The sequence below is a fragment of the Dehalobacter sp. 12DCB1 genome (genome assembly GCF_004343605.1).
Taxonomy (GTDB): Bacteria; Bacillota; Desulfitobacteriia; order Desulfitobacteriales; family Syntrophobotulaceae; genus Dehalobacter.
Genome location: NZ_POSF01000020.1, coordinates 63,677 through 82,739, shown reverse-complemented (window position 1 = coordinate 82,739; position 19,063 = coordinate 63,677). Strand labels below are relative to the sequence as shown.

Here is a 19,063-nt window from a genome sequence, read left to right as displayed (position 1 = left end):
TTATTCTAGTACTAAATACTTTTCCAATGCTGGGTGAATATATAACAGCTGACGGCTTTCCGTAACCGCAGAAAACCTTTGAATATCCTTCGCGTCAAATTGCTGGGAAAAGAACAGTTTAATCGTCGTCCTTTCGTCGTTTGTCCGCAATTCCACCTTATCAGGATAAAATAAGTAATTATACAGTTCATCGCGCCAGCTAAGCTGTAAATTTCCAGTGGAGATTTTGATAATTCCGAACTTTTCCACATGGATGTCCCCTATTCCTGAAAAGCCCTGGGTAATATTCTCAGCTTCAACTGCCATCTGACCGGACTTAAATTTCAGGGACAGGATATGCTCAAGAATAAACCTGGCCGGAACGGAGATTTCCTCTATCATCATCGCATACGCTTTGATCTCATCCTCCCACTGGCGAATTTTTTCGGCATAAGCTGATTTGATCTCCGTTAAATTTTGGGCTTCTTTTTCTAAAAGAAAATAAATCCGTTCAAAGCTTTCAAGCAGAACCTGATCATTATGATTCAAGGAACATCTCCACCTTATTTTGGCTTATAACCTATTCTAACCTATTCCCAATTTTTTTCACAGTCCTTTTGAAAGTATAATTTTTGTTTTACCGATAAGGCCGAGAGGTTTTTTTCTCATATCTGATGGTTTGGGACAAATCTTGAATCAGCAGCTCAATTTCTTTAGTTTCATCCTGCAGGGACCTGGCGCACACCAGTGCGATCCAACCGCAGCGCAGCGCTTCCATATTTTTGCCTTTTTTCATCAAAAGATTAGCAAGCTTTAACATCGCTTCTCCTTTTGGCAGTTCCGGCTCATCATAAAACCTTTTGCCGAGCAGTTTGTACAGATTCTCCTGAAACAAAGTATCCTCGTAGCGGACAAGATATGTTAATTCCTCACTGATTTCGCCGATCTTGGAGCTGTCACCAAAGAACTGAAAGTACTTTAGGGCTTCTAGATATTGTTTTTTTGCCTCCGAATAATCCTGTTTCTTAATCAACAGGATGGCCAGACTGTAATAGCGCACAGCAAAGCCGAATTCGCTTCCTTGATGGTATTGAAGGGACAACTCAAGACTGCTGATTGCTTCATCCAGTAGTTTCGAACATTGGAGAAGATTACTTAACATGAAATAACTTTCACTGATTTCAGGATCACGGCCGTTTTTCAAATACAGCGCGACAACTCTCTGTTGTAAAAGCAGGGCTTCCGGCAGCCTATTTTTTTCAAAGTACAAGAAGGCGATATATTGCAGCGCATTAGCCAGTGAAACCTGTTCGCCTAACATGGCGTAGATCTTGGCGGCATAGTAAAATTTCCCCTGCGCAGCAATTTTCTGCGCCTGACTGTAATAGATTTCTCCCAAACAGAGGCTGATATCTGCCTCCCCATTTAGATAACCGTGTTCCCGGCAGAGATTTTCGGCATGCAGAAAAGACTCTCCTGCAGCCTGCCACTCTTTTATTTTTGTATAAACCTGGCCCAGATCAGAGTACAAGGCCGCCAAACGCAGGGGTGATGCTTCTCTCGGATAGTCCCTGATAGCCTGCTTATATAAATAAATGGCTTTGGCATTCTTCCCCTGGTTGAAATAAACGCTGGCTAGTCCGGCCCTGGCTTCAGCAATCCCTTTATTGTTATTCAGCTGTTTGCAGCAGGCCAGTGCCCTTCGAAATCCAGCCTCGGCTTCATCTAATTTGTTATTTTTCACCTGAACCGTTGCGAGCAAACGCTGAGAAAAAGCAACGATTATCGGCAGTTCCAGCGCTTCAGCCTTAAGAAGGCTTATCTGCAGATTTTTTTCAGCTTCTTCAGTTTTTCCGTCACCCAAGCATTTGATTCCATTCTCAAGATACTTCCTCCATATTTCCAGTGTGGTATCCATGGTATCCCTCCCGAATTTTCTTTATAATATACGAATTTTCTTTACAATATCTGAATTTTCTTCATAATATATGAGTTCGAGCAACTTCATTTGGTCTATAATATGCTATACTAAATCTAACGGAGCAAACCAGTGCAATGAATGTTTTTGCTCTTATCATTGAAAACAATGAAGTAAATTATCCTGCAGGAGGGATTGTAATGAGCACCAAAGACCCATCTTCACAAAATATTCTATGGATCATAGCTAAAATTCTGATTTTTATACTCTGCATTTATCTAGCCTACCTGATTTTAAAACCGCTGCTCGCCATCATCTTGAGTATCGGCTTTTGGATCATCAAGGTTGCTGTAGTCATTTTTATTTCTTTATTGGTATTGCACCTTCTCCTCAGAATCATTTTTAAGATTGATCTGTTGGAAATCATTTTTGGGGTCCGCTGGCCCAAGTAATACCACCGCGATGCATGGCGGACAATATTGGCTATCTGAACTTTAAATGCTGAATGGAGGCATCTTTATCGACGCTTCCATTTTTATATTTATCATGATTTACGCCCCCCCGGAATAAGCATGGTTCTAAGGGGGGATAAACAATGAACGTCTTTGTGGTGAACAGGAAAAAGTTGGCGGTGGGGATCGTGATGCTGATGCTAATTGCGGTTTTGGCCGTAAACAAAGAGCAAGCTATATCCGTTATTACCGGAAATTTAAAGCCGATTTACTCCGTCAAGACCGAAACGAAGCAGGTTGCGCTTACTTTTGATATCAGCTGGGGCGAAGAAAATGTGCAGCCGATTTTGGATATCCTAAAAAAAGAAAATATCAAGGCCACTTTCTTTCTTTCATCTCCATGGGCTGAAATAAAATCAGAGTTAGTCAAGCAAATTGCCGCAGACGGCCACGAAATTGGCTCCCACGGGCGGCGTCATGTTGATTTAAACACCATGACAGCTGATATTCTCATGAAAGAGCTCGATACTTCCAAAGAAGTCCTGGAACGTTTAAGCGGCCAAAAAATTACTCTGCTGCGCGCTCCGAACGGGGCTTATGACAACCAGGTCATCTCGGTTGCAAACAAGAGAGGCTACAAAGTCATCCAATGGAGTGTAGACTCCCTGGACTGGAAAAGGCCCGGAGCCGACGCAATCATCAATTATGTGATGAACGGACGCTCCAAAAATAAAGGAGCCTCCCCCGGCGACATTATCCTCTTCCACGCTTCTGATTCCGCGCCGGATACGCCCGAGGCACTCCCCACTGTTTTGAAAATGCTCAAAGAGAAGAACTATGAAATTGTGACGGTCGGCAAGCTGCTTAGCAATGCCCAGGAGAGCTGGCCGCCTGGTTCGAGCCTGTAATGAGCACTTGTATCGCGTTCTCAATTTACTCACTAATTCTGTCGACATAACCCCCTTTATATTAAAAGGCTATTATGCCAGGGCTAGTCTGCGTGCAATAATGTAGCCCATTATTTGAGCGGGCTATTTTAAGAACGTTTTACTAGAATAACGATCCGAAATTGATGCTAGCTCCAAAAGACACTTCCATGACTCCAGACTAGGTCTCCGTAATGGATGGCCGGCGCCAAGCGGAGCATGGATTGCGCAGCGCGACTTTTTGACGGCCACGGATGGCCTAATGTCGCGATGCCATGGATGGCAAGGAGCGACGTGCCACGGATGGCACAACAGCCGAAAGCGGCCATCCATTATGGAGACTAACCCGAGTAAACTAATATCTACCTTTATTCGAAAACGGGATGTACGAATCGATCTATTAATGCCCTTTCCAACTTTGGAACCCTTCGCCAACGACTTCGGAAACATCGCCGATGGCCACAAAAGCATCCGGGTCATATTTGTGGACGATTTCTTTGACCTGGGTCAACTGTGCTCTATTTACGATACTGTAGACCACTCTCTTTTGAAAGCGCGAATAAGCCCCTTCAGCTTGAAGATACGTTACGCCTCTGCCGACGAGATGGATAATATCCTCAGCAATCTTGTCCGGCTTTTCTGTGACGACCATAACACTTTTGGAATAATCCAACCCAACCTGGACGAGATCTATCACTTTGGTAGCGATAAACATATAAATCATCGCATACATGGCCATTTCCGGGCTAAAGATCAGTGCAGCTCCGATAAAGACAACCGCGTCGAGAATTAAGATGATCTGTCCGACACTAAATTGGATTCTTTTATTCAACACGATCGCCAGGATATCGGTACCGCCTAATGAACCGCGACAGCGAAAGATGATGCCCATTCCGATACCGGATACGACGCCCCCGAAAATAGAGGCCAACAGCGTATCTGTTGTTATCGGAGACAAAACATCTGTAAACTTCAGCGCAGCAGATAATGTCCCCACACCAAGTATACTCCAATAAAACAATTGTCTGCCGACTGACTTGTAACCGAGAATGAATAATGGAATATTCAGAAGTGCCACCAGAATACTAATATTCCATTGAAACAGGTAATGCAACAGAATCGCGATTCCGGTTACTCCGCCGTCAGCAATTTGGTTAGGCAGGATCAATGTATTAATGCTGACAGCTACAATCACTGTACCTATAATGATTCCAAAAAATCTTTTGAAAAAATGCCATGGTATTTTTTTTAGGTTCATGTTTTACCTCAAATTAAGCTAGTCATCCAAGCTCTCTCCGACAATTTGTACCAAGCTTTCTTTAACATTATTCTTGACAAAAAGAATTCTATTTAGTAAAGTAATGTAGCGGTTTTATTGCGCTCGTAGCTCAGGGGATAGAGTGACGGTTTCCGAGGCCGGAGGTCGCAGGTTCAAATCCTGCCGGGCGCACCATTAGAAAACAAACATTGCAAGTGTTGCAGTGTTTGTTTAGTATCATATACTTTTCCCGGCATTTATTGTTTTCAAGCATAAAAACAGATAAATCGTTAAACCTACTATATAAAAAGGAGGATTTAACGATGAATATTCTGGAAAAAGCGACCGCCAAGAGCCATTCCATTGTTCAAAATATGATGGATCACGAACCTGCTAATTATATTGAGGCAGGTTTGCAGTATCAGATTGTTTTGATGGGGCGTTTTCAAGCCTCAGTTATTACTATTCTGTATAATCATGCTAAAGATCCTGAACTCAGAATACTGCTTAAAGATGCACTGGATGCATTGGTAGAAAGAACTGTCAAAATGAGTGAGGATTTTTTACAATCCGAGGATGTCACGCTGCCAACCATACAGTTTCCCGAACGGTCCCTGGAAGAATACCAGGACATACCAGACCGCTTACACTTCAGTGATATGGAAATTGCGCTGCTGCTGCTGGAAATGAGCGCTTCCAGCCAAATGGCCTTATTGACAGCCATCAATCAAAGCTATCACCTGGAAATTGGGAATCGTCTCCGCAAGGAACTAAACATTGGATTTGATTGGGCTTACCAGTTGGAGCAGCTGATGCTCCAAAGAAACTGGCTTCCCAAAATTGCAAAAATCGTTCATTAACACGCAACGTAAAATTCATTTTTCAGTATTCTATATACATTTAATATGCCAGCCTCAAACAGACTGGCATTCCTTATATTTTGTGTCCTTTTCAAAAATTAATAACACTTACTCCGGGAAATATAATTGGAAAGCCGCAATGATGTCTTTCTGAACCAGCTCCGGCTCCTTTTCCCCATTGATTTCCACAACCGGTTCCCCATTTTTTTGCCACTGTTTGTACAGCTTTTGGTAATTATCTGCAACGTGCCGCAGCGTCTCGCTGTTTTCAAATATTTCAGTCTGGAATCTTCCTGCCGCTATTCTCTTGAGCGATGTTTCCGGGCTTACTTTTATAAATAGTGTAAGGTCTGGTTTCACCGCATATTGATTAATTTCCCCAATCCAGGACTCATCATTTTTCATCCCCTGATACGCAAACGAAGACCATAGATATCTGTCACAGATCACATAATTTCCCTGCTCCAGAGCAGGAATGACCAGATTGTTGTTATGATCAAGCCGGTCGGCAGCAAACAGCAACGCCAGACAGTTGTCACCCACACCATTGATCCGGCCTGAAAGTACCTGACGGATCGTTGTTCCGAGCGGACCCTGGCTTGGTTCTCTGGTCAGAATGGTTTTTACTCCGCACACGGTTTCAAGATATACCTTAAGACGCTCAATCTGCGTTCCTTTACCTGATCCATCGATGCCTTCGAGCACAATGAACTTTCCCTTTGCCTGCATGATCTTCAACTCCTTCAGGATTTATTGTAATCGATTTTAGCGCAAATAAAAAGATGCCTCCTCTCTGAGACATCTTTATACACTAACTGTTCGTTCATTTATCCAACCTTACTCATCACCCGAAGCTTATCGGCGAGCAGTGCAATAAATTCAGAATTGGTAGGCTTCTGACGTTCTATGTTCATCGAATATCCGAAGATCCTCTTCAGTGTTTCCATATGTCCGCGTTCCCAGGCTAGCTCAATAGCATGTCTGATACCTCTTTCCACCCTGCTGGGAGCAGTATTGTATTTCTTAGCAATTGCCGGGTACAGTTCTTTGGTTACAGCCCCGAGTAAAGAAACATCTTCGATTACCATGAGTATTGCATCTCTGATGTACTGATATCCTTTGACATGAGCCGGAATGCCCAGCTGGTGCATCATTGTCGTTACTTCTACGTTGATATTGACCCCTCTTCCGACTGACGCCACCGAAGAACACGTCTGAAGCATCGGGGGATTCGTTACTTCAAGGTCCTGCGTCAGCGTCCTGATGCGTTTCCCCAAAATTTCTAGGTCAAATGGTTTCAGGATAAAATAATCAACTCCCATGACCATGGCCTGATGCGTCAATGTTTCATGCCCGAAGGCCGTTAATAATATGACTTTGGGTTTCCTGACAGATGTTCTGGCATTGATTCTTTCCAGGACTTCCAAACCATCGAGATTGGGCATCACAAGATCCATAATGACGAGATCCGGGTCATGCTTTTGAATCAAATCCCAAGCTTCAAGTCCATTGTAGGCTACGCCAGCGAGCTCAAAGCTATCATCCTTTGAAATATAATCCTGAAGGATCTGACATAGATTTCGATTATCCTCGGCTACAATAATCTTTACCTTTTTTGACATCTCTACATTTCCCCGCTTTATCATATTTTTCCCGGTTCCTTTTTCCGGTAGTATCATTATAAATCAGCGGAGATGTCGAATTCTTAAAAAATAAGGAACACTTTCTAATTTTGGCATTCATTGTAAAGCCCTTGTCCCATCTGTAGGAAACGCTGTTTAAGGGTTATTTTTTTTTCGTTAAAATAAGCCAATTTATTTTTTGTCCTACATATTGTCCCGAACTTCAAGAGAATTTCTGTGTAAATATCAAAGTTTTGTCTTGTTCTGACGAGTTACTGTATCTGTATGTATCAGCTGATGATAATTGCTTCCGTCGGACAACCGTCGGCTGCTTCCTGCGCTGATTCTTCAAGCGTCTCCGGAACCTGTTCCTGACGCGTTACAGCCAATCCGTCATCATCCATTTCAAATATGTCCGGGCAGATTGCAGGACATGCTCCGCATCCGATACAGGCTTCTTTTTCTACATAGGCAATCATGAAGTTCACCCCAAACTATTTTTGTCAATCGTCGATTGTATTGTTCCCGAGATGACTAAAGCTATGCAGATTTTCTATTTGAGACTCATCTCTACGATTTTCAGACCATTGTCCTGTTGCTCCACTGTAATCTGGTAAGCCAGTACTTTTCTTTGATCAATGGATGACCCCGTCGTAATTTCGACAAAATAACTATTTTGCGCAGAAGTGTTTTGAATCTCCACATTTTGAACACTTAAAAATGGATTATCCCGAAACATCTGCTGCAGTATGCTATTTGTAGCTTCGGCCTGTCCGGATGCCAGGGCCGAAGCAAGATCAAATTGCCTGTAATCAAGCTTTTCCCAATATTCTTCAATCACTGCATTTGGATTTGCATAACTTTGCCCATTGGCCATTGCAGAAACTGCAGTATCCGGATTCTGCCACCAGACTATGATGCCAATAAAAAAAATACTGCAGACAAGTATGAAAAAATGCCGGTTCAATAACATAATTTCCCTCCTAGACCTTTTACTATAATATAGGAGGGAAATTGGAAATTCATGACACCAGGGCAATTATTTATTGAAGATTTTTTTCAGAAGATTAAGTACGGACTGAGGCAGTTTGATGTAGTACATTTTCATGGAATTATTCCTCCTTCCAGCACTGCTATCTTGAGAATAATTTATGCAGCAGCTTGATTTTATACAACATGGTAATTTTTAACAGCATCTTCAAGCTGTTTGACTAGTTCGATTTCCTCCGCAGTTTTTGCCGTGAAATAAAGTTTTCCTACGATTGCCGTCAGCATTTTTAAAACATCTTCAAAGGTCAGTTTATCTGTGAGCGCTAATTTTTCACTTGTTTCAATCATGGCAATCCCAAATTGATGTCCGACACCGTCTTTCATCATCTTCGTACAGGATTTTCCCAACAGCTTCATGACGAGTGCAGCTTCCTGTGTATCGAGCTGCCGTACAGCATCAATAGTCGTATAAAATCCCTGGACGATCCTAACGCCAACATTGGACCAATCTACCGGCTGAACCATTTCCATTCCTCCTCAAAAAAATAACCTGTGCCTTACTATATGCACAGGTTAGATGAGGGGTGAAATCAGTTCTTGAATATTAAGGGCCTTACCCCTTTCATTTGCCCGTTTTGGGGTATCTGGACCGATAAATCTTTTGGAGGACATGCTCCGAACTTCCCTGATAAAAAGAAGTAATCGGCAGCGCCTGCAGAAAATATCGACCATACCTTTTTTTGATAATCCGGTCATCTAAAACAATCACAACGCCTTTATCCTCTCTCGTTCGGATTAAACGTCCAAAACCCTGCTTGAAGCGAATAATTGCTTCAGGCAAATTTAACGCATAAAACGGATCAAATCCCTGACTTTCCAATAGGCGGGCCTTTGCTTCCAGAATAGGCGTATCCGGCGGCCAAAACGGAAGTCTGACCATGATTACACAACGCAGCATGTCCCCGGGAAGATCGATGCCTTCCCAAAAGCTATTCGTTCCAAGCAGGACACTACTGCTGTTCTGCATAAACTTCTGTAAAAGTTCTTCCCTGGTGCCGTCAATCCCCTGGGCCAGCACATTCAGGTGCCGGCAGCATTCTTCATTCTCTAACAAGTGGTATACCCGCTGCAAATATCGGTGGGAAGTAAATAATACCAGTGTACCTCCCTCCAGCTCTTCGGCAATTTTCCCAATAAATGAAGCTGTCTTTTCTGCAAGGCTATCCTCAGGTAGATTTACAGATAAGTTATTGACAACACAGAAAACCATTTGTTTTTCATAATCAAACGGTGAATCCAGCTTCAGGCTGATATAGTCCTCTACGCCGATATCCCTGGTCAAATACGTAAAATCCTCACCGACACTTAAGGTGGCAGAAGTTAAAACCGTACAATTATTCTTACTGAATATTTTTTTATTTAAAAGCGGAGCTACATTGATTAGCGTGTTTTTTAAATAGACTGTATTGCTTTTCTCGAGATAGGTTACGCGATCCACTTCACTTTTGCTGATGATTTTACCTAATCCGTCAACGATTAGGGCAAGTTCATTTTTTATTCTGCTAATCTCATATCTGGTTTCTTCCAGCTGTTCACTTTCAAGAGCCAAAAAGGAATTAATTCGATCCAGCACCTCCACTAAGCCTTTAAACCTGATGATCAGATTTTCCGAGGCCAACAGGATCATCTGTAAGATATCTTCGCTGACCTTTTCAGGATCTAAGCGAAGACTGAACTGCCGGCCAAGAACGCTTTGCAGCATGCTGAAAAGTTCCCGGGCCTGATCCGCAGCCGCCCCGCAGCGATCCGGAATCTCTTCAAGATTGCTTTTGAAATAGGTCCAGTTGAAGGCAGGAAAGACCTCTGCCCAAACAATATAATTCTTTTTCAGATAAGCGAATAGATTTCCTTTCCCGCCATAGATACTATCCGTCAACCTGATCATCTGTTCTAGGCAAATCTCAAATCCAAGTTGTTTGAGCGCAGTCTGGTAAATATTATGCGCCTCATCGATGATAAGATTACTATATTCCGGTAAAATCTTATGATTCGTTTTGATGTCGGCAAGAAGCAAGGAGTGATTAATCACAAGAACATCAGCAGCCTCTGCTCTCTTCCTGGCGTTATAAAGGTAACAACGCGAAGTAAAAGAACACTCTCCGGGTTGACAGGCCGGATTATCCGCAGCAAATTTTCGGTAAATTGGAACGAAACTTTGATTATTCGGCAGTTCTCCAAAATCCCCAGTTTTCGTTTCAGAAGCCCAAGAAAAAAATGCGGCCTGCCGGAGTTGTTCATCCTGGGTTAGATAATCAGTAAACAGCGATTCCTGATATAGGCATTTCAGACACAAATAATTGCTCTTACCCTTAAGCAGCGCTGTTTTAAATGGAAAAGGCAGGAATCTCTGCAACAGCGGAAGGTCTTTGCTGAAGAGCTGCTCCTGCAAAGTGATGGTGTGGGTTGCAACAATCACCTTCTGCTGATGCCTTTTGGACCACCAGAGTGCCGGAATCAGATAGGCAAGCGTTTTCCCTGTTCCTGTACCAGCTTCAATCACAACATCTGTCGCTTCGGTAAACCCTTTTAGGATCTCAGCGGCCATCACGGTTTGAATCTCTCTGTTTTCAAACCCTGGAATCATGCTGGCGAGTAAGCCGTCCTGACCGAAACACTCCACAGCCCAAGCCGGCGAATCAGGAATTTCAGCGAAATCGTCCGGACCGGGGCTAAAAAGATTTTGTACCGACTCTCCCTGATAGGGTGCAATACGGATGGGCCTGTCCGGATACGTCCGTACGATTTCCTTTTTTAATTGGGTTAGCACAGGCTGACAGGAAAGACCTTTTGTATATTCTTCCAACTTGCTCAAGAAACCCAGATCCGTCTTCAATCCTTTTTTCCAGCACTGCAGAAGCAGGTCTCGGGTCAGTCGAACCTCTTTTTGGACCGGTGAAAAAAACCTGCGGTGTTTCTTTATCTTAAGTTTATCGGTTATCTCCTCTAAACTTTGCTGGCTGACTATTGGGAAAAAAACTGCGGCAAGTTCCTGAACCTCAATCACGTTCTGGTTTAGATTAATATCAAAATATTTTATTAAATCAGGCAGGATTTTCTTCTGCTCATAAACAAATATAAGGGTATCATGGGTAAAATCTTCAAGACTTTTTTTATACCGCTCCATCCTGCTTGGGTCTTCACCTTCGCCCTGGAACGAAAACATCAGATATTTGGGGAGTGCCCCTTTTCCCAAGCGCAGAGCCACCAGGTACCCACGTTCTGAGGGAGTACCAGGACGTATTAGAGATAGGATGACACAAGCCTGATTCAATCAGCCGAGCTCCCTTCAAAAAAAATAATTTACTTAACCATAAATCGTAACATTCCTAATAAACTAAATACTGAGAAGATCATGAAGAAAACTGTATAGTGCCAAATCAATCAAATCATACGAATTACAGGAGGAAAAGGATGAAGCCAATCTATTTGCAAACGGATTTCCCCGGCGGCCGCTCTCACATCTTGATCAGGGATCTCGCCTCAGCTAATACGGAACTGCATCATTATATTTTATTTTTGACGAATAAAGGGAAGCTCTGGATTGATGTTTTTTGGCCGCATGACGAGGAATCCGAAGAGTATACGGTCAGTATCTCTGAAGAAAAATTCTGGCATACTTTCCGCGAGTGGCGTTTGCATGGACTCGTCCTGGGCAGCAATGAACGAGTAGCCGAAATATTTGCCCAAAAGAATTTAAATAAGAGGACTAAGCCAAAATCAGTTTAAGGCGTATCCTTCTTCGTCCCCTTCATTTTATCCAAGCGATAAATAAAAGCTAGTACTTCGGCAACCGCCTGATAGAGTTCGGGCGGTATTTCTTTGGACAGCTCTACCTGCATTAAGGCTTCTACAAGGGTGTCGTCATTTTGGACCGGAATGCCCTGCTCTTCGGCCAATTCAATTATTTTTTTGGCCATATGCCCTTCCCCTTTGGCGACAATCCTCGGAGCACCAACATGATCATAGGCCAGGGCAGCGGCTTTTTTAATATTTTTTTTATTATTTGGACTTTCCCTTTTCATCCTTTGATATCCACCCCTGAAAAGTTTTTTCCAGTTAGAAAATGCACAAACTGGGGAAATTCATCGTAGGTCTTTAACGATAGCTTTTCTAAAGATAAGCCAATATCCGCGAAGTTCTGCTTGATTTGATCATAGAGATCTTCAATCAGCGAATTCAGCTCCTCGGGATGATCGTTTAAGAGGCAGATATGGAGTTTGTTGTCGTAAAGCGTAAGGTCGGCTCCGAGCAGGTCAAGGTGTTCCGTCTCGACCTGCAGCGCGAGATGGCAGTGTTCAATATCCATTTTATGGCCTTTACGAGAACTCTCCACTGCAAGCGAACAATTATATAGCTCATTGTTATTCTGCAGCGGGATATGCATAAGCAAATAGGCGGTATTTTCTTTATTCCCGGTCTGGATCCAGATTTGCTGTCCGCTAATCTCATCCAGAAAACTCTTCAGTGCGCTTTTTTCTGGAGAGACAGAATCTTCTGCCAGCGCGTTTAAGAGCATTGTTTTTACATTTTCAGTTTGTTCTGCTTCCCAACCGGCGTTATTCTTTAATTTGAGCAGCAGCTGATTCTCGTGCTCGAGCCCGAGGCTTTTGAAATAATGCAGGATGTTTTCAAACTGCTCACCGTTGGTGTCCTCCCACTTCGGGATGATTTTCCAAAGCTGGTCTGCAAGCGTGTTGAGTGGGGATTTCTGGTCTATTGAACTTTGACTCGTTGAACTTTGATTTGTTGAGCTCTGGTTTGCAGAATTCTGATCCGATAGCATCGTTTTAAGAACACTGCTGTTTTGCTGATTCAGATATTTTGCCAGAACCACAGAGATCTCAGGGGTCAGGTTGATCCCCCTGTTTAGAATCGTTGTGATCTGCTCCAGGGTTAATCGAAGCGCCTGTCCGGCTACCTGGCTGGATGCCTGTCCTGCGCCGGTATTTGTCTCCTGCGGCGCTGTCCTGGAAGCTATCTTGCTCAATAGTTTACTCTGGTTTTTTCCTTCCCTCAAAATCATCCATAGCTTATCAGCAGCCTGGTATAATATTTCAGGTGGAGCACTCTTGCTGCCTGTTGCCGTGTTCTGATTGACCATGTTGTTGACTAGAAAGTCCGCTTCTTCGGCTGAAAGACCAAATCCTTTGCTGATCATTGAAGACAGCTGCTCCGCAGACAAACTGCTCAGCTGGCCGGTACTCTGGCTAACCCGGCTCAAAACAACGCCTTCCGTATTGACCTCTTTGACGACCGCCAGAAATCTTTCACCTTCCATAAACTGCGGTTCCAGCTGGGCTTTAATTTTTTGCCCGGCAATGGAGATGAGTCCTTCCTGATTTCCATTTCTACTGATAATTTCCACTGGAAGAAGCTGGCCGGTTTTCAATTGTGTAAAATCTATTGAAGAAGAAATCTTGCCAATACTCTGGATATTGTTTATGATCATTAGAGACTCCCTCGCAGAAAAATCTGCTGTAATAATGATAACAAAAATTATCATAATAGAATTAAAGGAATGATTGTGTTGAGTATCTTTGAAACGATTATGCTGTTATGTTTTGGTTCTGCCTGGCCTTTTTCGATCTACTCGTCCTACAAAGCCAGAACTGCGAAAGGAAAAAGCCTTTTTTTCCTGGTTGTATTGCTTATCGGCTATTTATCCGGCATCCTGCACAAGATGATTTATTCGTTCGATTATGTCATTATACTATATATCCTGAATTTTTGCCTGATCGCAGTTGATACAGGGCTTTATTTTAGGAATAAACGGTTGGATGCATTAAGGAATTTTGAATAATACGGGGGAAGTCTGCATGCCACAATACCCGCGTGCCATGGATGGCTCAATCCTTAAAAAGTCCGCGCTTCGCATCGTGCTCCGCTCGCAGCGGAACTGTGGCACACAGACTGATCTCGCTTAAAGCACGTTTGTTATGTAATATCCCGTTCATTTATGTAGTAGAATATTGAATGTCTTAATTGTAGGTTACCAACGTCTTATTTGGATAATAAGACAAAAATAAATATCAATAGGAGATATTGTGATGAATAATGAATTTAAGCTAGTGAAACCTGAGCAGTTAACGGATAACCCCTTTAATCTGGTCGGAAAGGACTGGATGCTGATTACGGCGGGAAATATGGAAAAGTATAATATGATGACGGCCAGCTGGGGCGGATTCGGGGTACTGTGGAATAAAAAAGTATGCTTTTGTTTTGTCCGTCCTTCGCGTTATACTTATCAGTTTATGGAAGAAAATGATACTTTCACGCTTTCTTTTTTTGAAGAAAACTATCGAAAGGCTTTATCTTTCTGCGGAGCAAATTCCGGAAGAGATGTGGACAAAACAGCCGCTACAGGGATTACACCCGTTGAAAGCCCGTTTGGATCCGTCTATTTTAAGGAAGCTAGACTGGTTATGGAATGTAAAAAACTCTATTATCAGGATTTGGACCCGAGCCATTTTCTTGATCCGGCAATTGAAAGTAACTATAAGCAGAATGATTATCACCGTGTTTACGTTGGTGAAATCATTCGGTGCTATGCTAAAAATTAAGTTTAACTCAATGAGGCGCTTCAATTATCAGGGGCGTCATATCTTTTTTCTGGGTGTTGTAGCCTCGTACAGCGCAGAATGCGCCGCTCACACATGAGTTGTCAAACAATCCAGTGGAATATTTAACAACTCACCATCTCGCAAACAAGACCCTCGCTAACATGTCAAAACCTCTGGGCTTTACAATAAGTCATCGCACCTTGCCATCCGGCACCGCGACAGTGGCCATCCGTGGCCTGAAACCGTTGACATGTCTTAACGCGAGGATTCCTTTATGTCTTACATAAAAGGCCTATCCCAAATTCGCCACCGGTGGCGAGTTTGGGATAGGCCTGGCCGTATATCTTTCTAATTACAATTTCGCTTCAATAGCCTTTACAAGATCCGATTTTCCTCTGAAACCGACGATCGTATCAGCAATTTTACCGTTTTTAATCAGCAGCAGTGTCGGAATACTCATTACGCCGTATTTCTGGGCGATTTCCCCCTGCTCATCGACATTTAATTTGCCGATGGTTACTTTACCTGCATATTCATCTGCCAGTTCTTCCACTACAGGAGCTATCATTCTGCAAGGTCCGCACCAGGCAGCCCAAAAATCGACCAATACCAGCTGGCTTGAACTGAGTACATCACTCTGCCAATTCTCAGCAGTAAATGTTTTGACATTAACACCTGCCATCTTAAATCCCTCCGTTCTTAACGTCACCATAGAAAAAGACTTTTGTTTGTCCAAAAGATTAATGGACAAACCGGTTCAACAAAACAATCAGATCATCCAGGGCTTTATCATTTTCCGTTTCGAGCGCATCTTTCAAGCAGGTTCTGGAGTGCTCTTCAAAAATCATAATGCCAACCTTATTGATTGCTGCCTTGACTGCGGCAACCTGAACCAAAACATCAGAACAGCATTTTTCTTCATCAAGCATACGCTGCAACCCCTTGACCTGTCCCTCAATCCGTTTCAATCGGATCATGATATCGTTTCTCGGTTCCTTTTTTTTCTTTGGTTCCATCTTACCCCTTACCCCTATACCCTACCCGGGTATTTTCTAAGGTTATTATATGATCCGTCTGGCTATTCTGTCAAGAGGCTTTGCAGAATATTTCTGGACATTTCAGGATATTCAAAGATATTGCATAGGCTTTGCCGGGTATGAAATATATTATGCCTGTTTTTATGAATAATAAACCAGCAAAGCCCTTATCGAAAGTTCTATTAATGAGATAAGATGAATTAAATTAAATTGAATTGATGGGGAATTATTGATAAATAATTAAAAGACTAATTAGAAGTCTGTTTTGCTTTTAGGTCCAATTTAATATGAAGCTCTTTGAGTTGGCTGTCCACAACCGGTGAAGGCGTCTGGGTCAACAGGCATGAAGCACTCTGGGTCTTCGGGAATGCGATGACATCGCGGATATTGTCCCGTCCGGAAAGAATCATCGTAAGTCTATCTAGCCCAAACGCAATTCCCCCATGGGGTGGTGTGCCATATTCGAACGCCTCAAGCAGATAGCCAAATTTTTCTTTGGCCTCTTCACTGCTCAAACCAATCAGGTCAAAGATCTTTTCCTGAACATCCCTTTGGTGAATCCGGATGCTTCCTCCGCCAAGTTCCATTCCGTTCAGGACCATGTCATAAGCCTTTGCTCTTACCTTCAGCGGATCAGAATCCAGGAGAGGAATATCTTCATTCATCGGACTGGTAAACATATGGTGAATCGCCACATAGCGTTTTTCTTCCTCATCATATTCCATGAGCGGGAATTCCGTAACCCAAAGACAGTTAATCCTATCTTCCCGGATAAGCTCCATCCGTTTGGCCAGCTCTAGTCTTAAGTTCCCAAGCGCATTATGAACGACGGATTCCTTATCGGCAACGAAGAATAGGATGTCTCCGGTTTCTGCTCCCATCGCAGCCAGCAGTGCGTTAATTTCCTTTTCGGTGAAGAACTTCAGAATCGGTGATTTCATTCCTTCGGGATCCATCACGATGTAGGCAAGTCCTTTGGCTCCGTAAATGCTGACAAACTTAGTGAGCGCGTCAATTTCTCTTCGCGGCATGCCGGCACATCCTTTGGCGCAGATCCCTTTAACCCTGCCGCCCTTCGCGATAACGTCGGCAAATACTTTAAATCCGGAATCTTTAACGACCGGAGCCACATCGATCAATTCCATGGCAAAGCGGGTATCCGGTTTGTCCGAACCATAGCGTTCCATCGCCTCCTGATAGGTCAGCCGCGGAATGGGGAGCGGGATATCAATACCTTTAATCTCCCTGAAGATCTTGGCAATCAGATTCTCCATCATCGGCAGAAGGTCTTCAATCTCAATAAAGGACATCTCCAAGTCGAGCTGGGTAAATTCCGGCTGGCGGTCCGCGCGCAAATCTTCATCACGGAAGCAGCGAGCAATCTGATAATATTTTTCCATACCGGCGACCATCAACAGCTGTTTAAAGATCTGCGGCGATTGGGGTAGACCATAAAATGTTCCCTGATTCACACGGCTTGGAACAAGATAGTCTCTGGCCCCTTCTGGTGTCGACTTAGCCAGAATCGGCGTTTCAATTTCCAGGAACCCCTCAATGTCCAGAAAATCACGCATGATTTTCATGACCTTGTGTCTGATCTTAAAGATGTTCTGCATTTCGGTTCGGCGGAGGTCAAGATAGCGGTGTTTCAGCCTGACACTTTCATCGACATCCACATTGTCCTGGATGTAGAAAGGCGGAGTTTTCGCTTTATTGAGTATTTCGAGGTTTTCGATCACAACTTCAATTTCTCCGGTAACCATATTCGGATTTTCTGAACCTTCAGGTCTCACCCGAACGAGACCTTCGGCCTTTATCACATACTCCGAGCGGAGCTTTTCAGCCTGATTAAAAGCGTTTGCAGGCATATCCGGGTTGAAGACAATCTGGACAATGCCAGACCTGTCGCGCAAATCAACAAAAATGACGCCTCCATGGTCCCTTCTGGTTTGAACCCAACCCAACAACTTTACTTTTTCGCCTGCGTTTTTCCTGTTCAGCGTACCCGCTCCGATTCTTTCTGCTAACATTGATATCCTCCTACATTTCACATTTCGTATGCTTCAACAAAAAAGCTTTGATTTGATCCATCGGGATTTCCTGTTGATCTCCCAGCCGCATATCGCGGACAATCACCATTTTTCGGGACAGCTCATCGTCACCCAGTATTAATACATAGCGGGCCTGTTCCCGGTCTGCATATTTAAGCTGACCTTTAAGTCCTTTTCCCAGAAGGTCCATAACTGCCGGCAGCCCAGCCTGCCGCAGATCACCTAAAAGCCTGAACCCTTCCTGTCTGGCCGCCTCACCCAGAGCTGCAATCACGACCGGCGCTTCAACCTCAGGCATCATTTCAACATTCTGCTTTTCCATGACACTCAGGATACGTTCCAGTCCCATGGCAAAACCAATTCCCGGTGTGGCCGGCCCGCCGATTTCCTGGACAAGACCGTCATAACGCCCGCCACCGCAAATCGCATTCTGGGCGCCGATACCTTCAGCCGTGACTTCAAAGGCTGTTTTTTGATAATAATCCAGCCCGCGAACCATTCTGGGATTAATCCGGTACGCAACCCCAGCGATTTTTAAATATTCCTGAATCTTCGCGAAATGGTCCGCACAGTCTACGCAGAGTGTATCCAGGGTCGTCGGCGCATTCTCCGTCAGCTTTTGACAGGAACTGTTCTTACAGTCTAAAATTCGCATTGGATTTTTGATAAAGCGGTTCTGGCAATCCGGACAAAGATCATCTTTGCGTTCCTGCAGGAATTCCTGCAGCCTAATCCTGTGCTCAGCCCGGCACGTCGGACAACCCACGGAATTGATCTCAACAACGAGTCCCTTAAGGCCGATCCTGCCAAAAAAATCCCAGATCAGACAGATGATTTCAGCATCGACAAGTGGATCCTCTCCACCGAGCACCTCTGCTCCGAACTGGTGGAATTGCCGGAAGCGTCCGGCCTGGGACTTCTCATAGCGGAACATCGGGCCGAGGTAATACATTTTGACTGGCTGCTGCAGCGCATAAAGCTTGTTCTCGGTATACGCCCTGCAGACGGAAGCCGTCCCTTCCGGACGCAGTGTGATGGATCTCTGCCCTTTATCCATAAAGGTATACATTTCTTTATTGACAATATCCGTTGTCTCTCCGACGCCGCGCTGAAAAAGTTCGGTCGCCTCAAAGACCGGTGTTCTGATTTCTTTATATCCATACTCGGAACAAATCTTCCGGATTTGTTCTTCGAGAAACTGCCACTTTTCTATGGTACCCGGAATGATATCCTGTGTACCTTTCGGCCGTTGAATCGACATGATCATTTCCTCCTGCACAACGGTAGATCACCAGATCATCCGGCGTGTCCAATCTAAAAAATAAGCTTATCTATTATAACACAATTATC

General features: G+C 43.8%; 21 protein-coding genes and 1 tRNA gene. 7 read left to right on the top strand and 15 right to left on the bottom strand.

What is annotated here, in order from left to right; translation table 11 throughout:
* Together C1I38_RS13430 and C1I38_RS13425 are read right to left on the bottom strand one after the other, a co-directional pair.
* On the bottom strand, nt 1-528 hold the full coding sequence (locus C1I38_RS13430) for a hypothetical protein (protein WP_119776619.1): 528 nt from the start codon (nt 526-528) through the stop codon (nt 1-3).
* 88 nt (nt 529-616) lie between these two features.
* Nucleotides 617-1,897, bottom strand: coding sequence for a tetratricopeptide repeat protein (locus tag C1I38_RS13425; protein WP_119776621.1), 1,281 nt, complete (start codon nt 1,895-1,897; stop codon nt 617-619).
* Nucleotides 1,898-2,097: 200 nt separating this feature from the next.
* Between C1I38_RS13425 and C1I38_RS13420 the strand changes: the two genes are divergently transcribed.
* Both C1I38_RS13420 and pdaB read left to right on the top strand, forming a co-directional pair.
* Entirely contained in the window at nt 2,098-2,349 is a 252-nt protein-coding gene (locus tag C1I38_RS13420; protein ID WP_020490833.1) for a hypothetical protein, read from the top strand.
* A gap of 143 nt (nt 2,350-2,492) precedes the next feature.
* Nucleotides 2,493-3,257, top strand: a complete 765-nt coding sequence (gene pdaB / locus C1I38_RS13415) for a polysaccharide deacetylase family sporulation protein PdaB (protein ID WP_119776622.1) — start codon at nt 2,493-2,495, stop codon at nt 3,255-3,257.
* 418 nt (nt 3,258-3,675) lie between these two features.
* Here the strand turns inward: pdaB and C1I38_RS13410 are convergent, their stop codons facing one another.
* Complete coding sequence (locus tag C1I38_RS13410) at nt 3,676-4,533, bottom strand: YitT family protein (protein WP_119776624.1); 858 nt, start codon at nt 4,531-4,533, stop codon at nt 3,676-3,678.
* 119 nt (nt 4,534-4,652) lie between these two features.
* On the opposite strand from C1I38_RS13410, the gene C1I38_RS13405 reads away from it, so the two are divergent.
* Both C1I38_RS13405 and C1I38_RS13400 read left to right on the top strand, forming a co-directional pair.
* Nucleotides 4,653-4,728: transfer RNA gene (locus C1I38_RS13405), tRNA-Arg, on the top strand.
* Between the two features lie 128 nt (nt 4,729-4,856).
* Nucleotides 4,857-5,393 (top strand): spore coat protein, encoded by a 537-nt coding sequence (locus C1I38_RS13400; RefSeq protein WP_119776626.1) that lies wholly within the window; start codon nt 4,857-4,859, stop codon nt 5,391-5,393.
* Between the two features lie 108 nt (nt 5,394-5,501).
* On the opposite strand, the gene tmk is transcribed toward C1I38_RS13400, so the two are convergent.
* From tmk to C1I38_RS13370, 6 genes are all read right to left on the bottom strand, one after another.
* A complete protein-coding gene (tmk, locus tag C1I38_RS13395) occupies nt 5,502-6,122 on the bottom strand; it encodes a dTMP kinase (protein ID WP_119776627.1) in 621 nt (206 codons plus the stop codon).
* Between the two features lie 98 nt (nt 6,123-6,220).
* Entirely contained in the window at nt 6,221-7,015 is a 795-nt protein-coding gene (gene spo0A, locus C1I38_RS13390) for a sporulation transcription factor Spo0A (protein ID WP_026156144.1), read from the bottom strand.
* A 290-nt stretch (nt 7,016-7,305) separates the two neighbouring features.
* Complete coding sequence (locus C1I38_RS13385; RefSeq protein WP_015042893.1) at nt 7,306-7,494, bottom strand: ferredoxin; 189 nt, start codon at nt 7,492-7,494, stop codon at nt 7,306-7,308.
* 74 nt (nt 7,495-7,568) lie between these two features.
* Entirely contained in the window at nt 7,569-7,988 is a 420-nt protein-coding gene (locus C1I38_RS13380) for a hypothetical protein (RefSeq protein ID WP_119776629.1), read from the bottom strand.
* Nucleotides 7,989-8,182: 194 nt separating this feature from the next.
* Nucleotides 8,183-8,536 carry a recombinase gene (locus C1I38_RS13375; RefSeq protein WP_119776630.1) on the bottom strand — a complete coding sequence of 118 codons (354 nt, stop codon included), beginning with the start codon at nt 8,534-8,536 and terminating at the stop codon, nt 8,183-8,185.
* Between the two features lie 91 nt (nt 8,537-8,627).
* The gene (locus C1I38_RS13370; protein ID WP_119776632.1) at nt 8,628-11,258 is read right to left on the bottom strand and encodes a helicase C-terminal domain-containing protein; all 2,631 of its coding nucleotides are present in this window, start codon (nt 11,256-11,258) and stop codon (nt 8,628-8,630) included.
* Nucleotides 11,259-11,476: 218 nt separating this feature from the next.
* Between C1I38_RS13370 and C1I38_RS13365 the strand changes: the two genes are divergently transcribed.
* Nucleotides 11,477-11,791 (top strand): hypothetical protein, encoded by a 315-nt coding sequence (locus C1I38_RS13365; RefSeq protein WP_119776633.1) that lies wholly within the window; start codon nt 11,477-11,479, stop codon nt 11,789-11,791.
* Here C1I38_RS13365 and C1I38_RS13360 read toward each other — a convergent pair.
* Together C1I38_RS13360 and C1I38_RS13355 are read right to left on the bottom strand one after the other, a co-directional pair.
* On the bottom strand, nt 11,788-12,087 hold the full coding sequence (locus tag C1I38_RS13360; RefSeq protein ID WP_119776635.1) for an EscU/YscU/HrcU family type III secretion system export apparatus switch protein: 300 nt from the start codon (nt 12,085-12,087) through the stop codon (nt 11,788-11,790). The genes C1I38_RS13365 and C1I38_RS13360 overlap by 4 nt on opposite strands.
* A complete protein-coding gene (locus C1I38_RS13355) occupies nt 12,084-13,514 on the bottom strand; it encodes a hypothetical protein (protein ID WP_119776636.1) in 1,431 nt (476 codons plus the stop codon). Before C1I38_RS13355 ends, C1I38_RS13360 begins: the two co-directional genes overlap by 4 nt.
* A 69-nt stretch (nt 13,515-13,583) precedes the next feature.
* Between C1I38_RS13355 and C1I38_RS13350 the strand changes: the two genes are divergently transcribed.
* Both C1I38_RS13350 and C1I38_RS13345 read left to right on the top strand, forming a co-directional pair.
* On the top strand, nt 13,584-13,865 hold the full coding sequence (locus tag C1I38_RS13350; protein WP_119776638.1) for a hypothetical protein: 282 nt from the start codon (nt 13,584-13,586) through the stop codon (nt 13,863-13,865).
* 247 nt (nt 13,866-14,112) lie between these two features.
* Nucleotides 14,113-14,625: a flavin reductase family protein gene (locus C1I38_RS13345; RefSeq protein WP_119776640.1), complete on the top strand. Its 513-nt coding sequence runs from the start codon at nt 14,113-14,115 to the stop codon at nt 14,623-14,625.
* Between the two features lie 352 nt (nt 14,626-14,977).
* Here C1I38_RS13345 and trxA read toward each other — a convergent pair whose 3' ends face one another.
* The 4 genes from trxA to hisS all read right to left on the bottom strand — a co-directional run bounded on the left by trxA (nt 14,978) and on the right by hisS (nt 18,974).
* The gene (gene trxA, locus C1I38_RS13340) at nt 14,978-15,307 is read right to left on the bottom strand and encodes a thioredoxin (RefSeq protein WP_119776642.1); all 330 of its coding nucleotides are present in this window, start codon (nt 15,305-15,307) and stop codon (nt 14,978-14,980) included.
* A 58-nt stretch (nt 15,308-15,365) separates the two neighbouring features.
* A complete protein-coding gene (locus tag C1I38_RS13335; RefSeq protein WP_119776644.1) occupies nt 15,366-15,641 on the bottom strand; it encodes a metal-sensitive transcriptional regulator in 276 nt (91 codons plus the stop codon).
* A gap of 269 nt (nt 15,642-15,910) precedes the next feature.
* Nucleotides 15,911-17,692 carry an aspartate--tRNA ligase gene (gene aspS / locus C1I38_RS13330; RefSeq protein ID WP_119776645.1) on the bottom strand — a complete coding sequence of 594 codons (1,782 nt, stop codon included), beginning with the start codon at nt 17,690-17,692 and terminating at the stop codon, nt 15,911-15,913.
* A 10-nt stretch (nt 17,693-17,702) separates the two neighbouring features.
* Nucleotides 17,703-18,974 carry a histidine--tRNA ligase gene (hisS, locus tag C1I38_RS13325; protein ID WP_119776647.1) on the bottom strand — a complete coding sequence of 424 codons (1,272 nt, stop codon included), beginning with the start codon at nt 18,972-18,974 and terminating at the stop codon, nt 17,703-17,705.
* Nucleotides 18,975-19,063 lie beyond the last annotated feature (89 nt).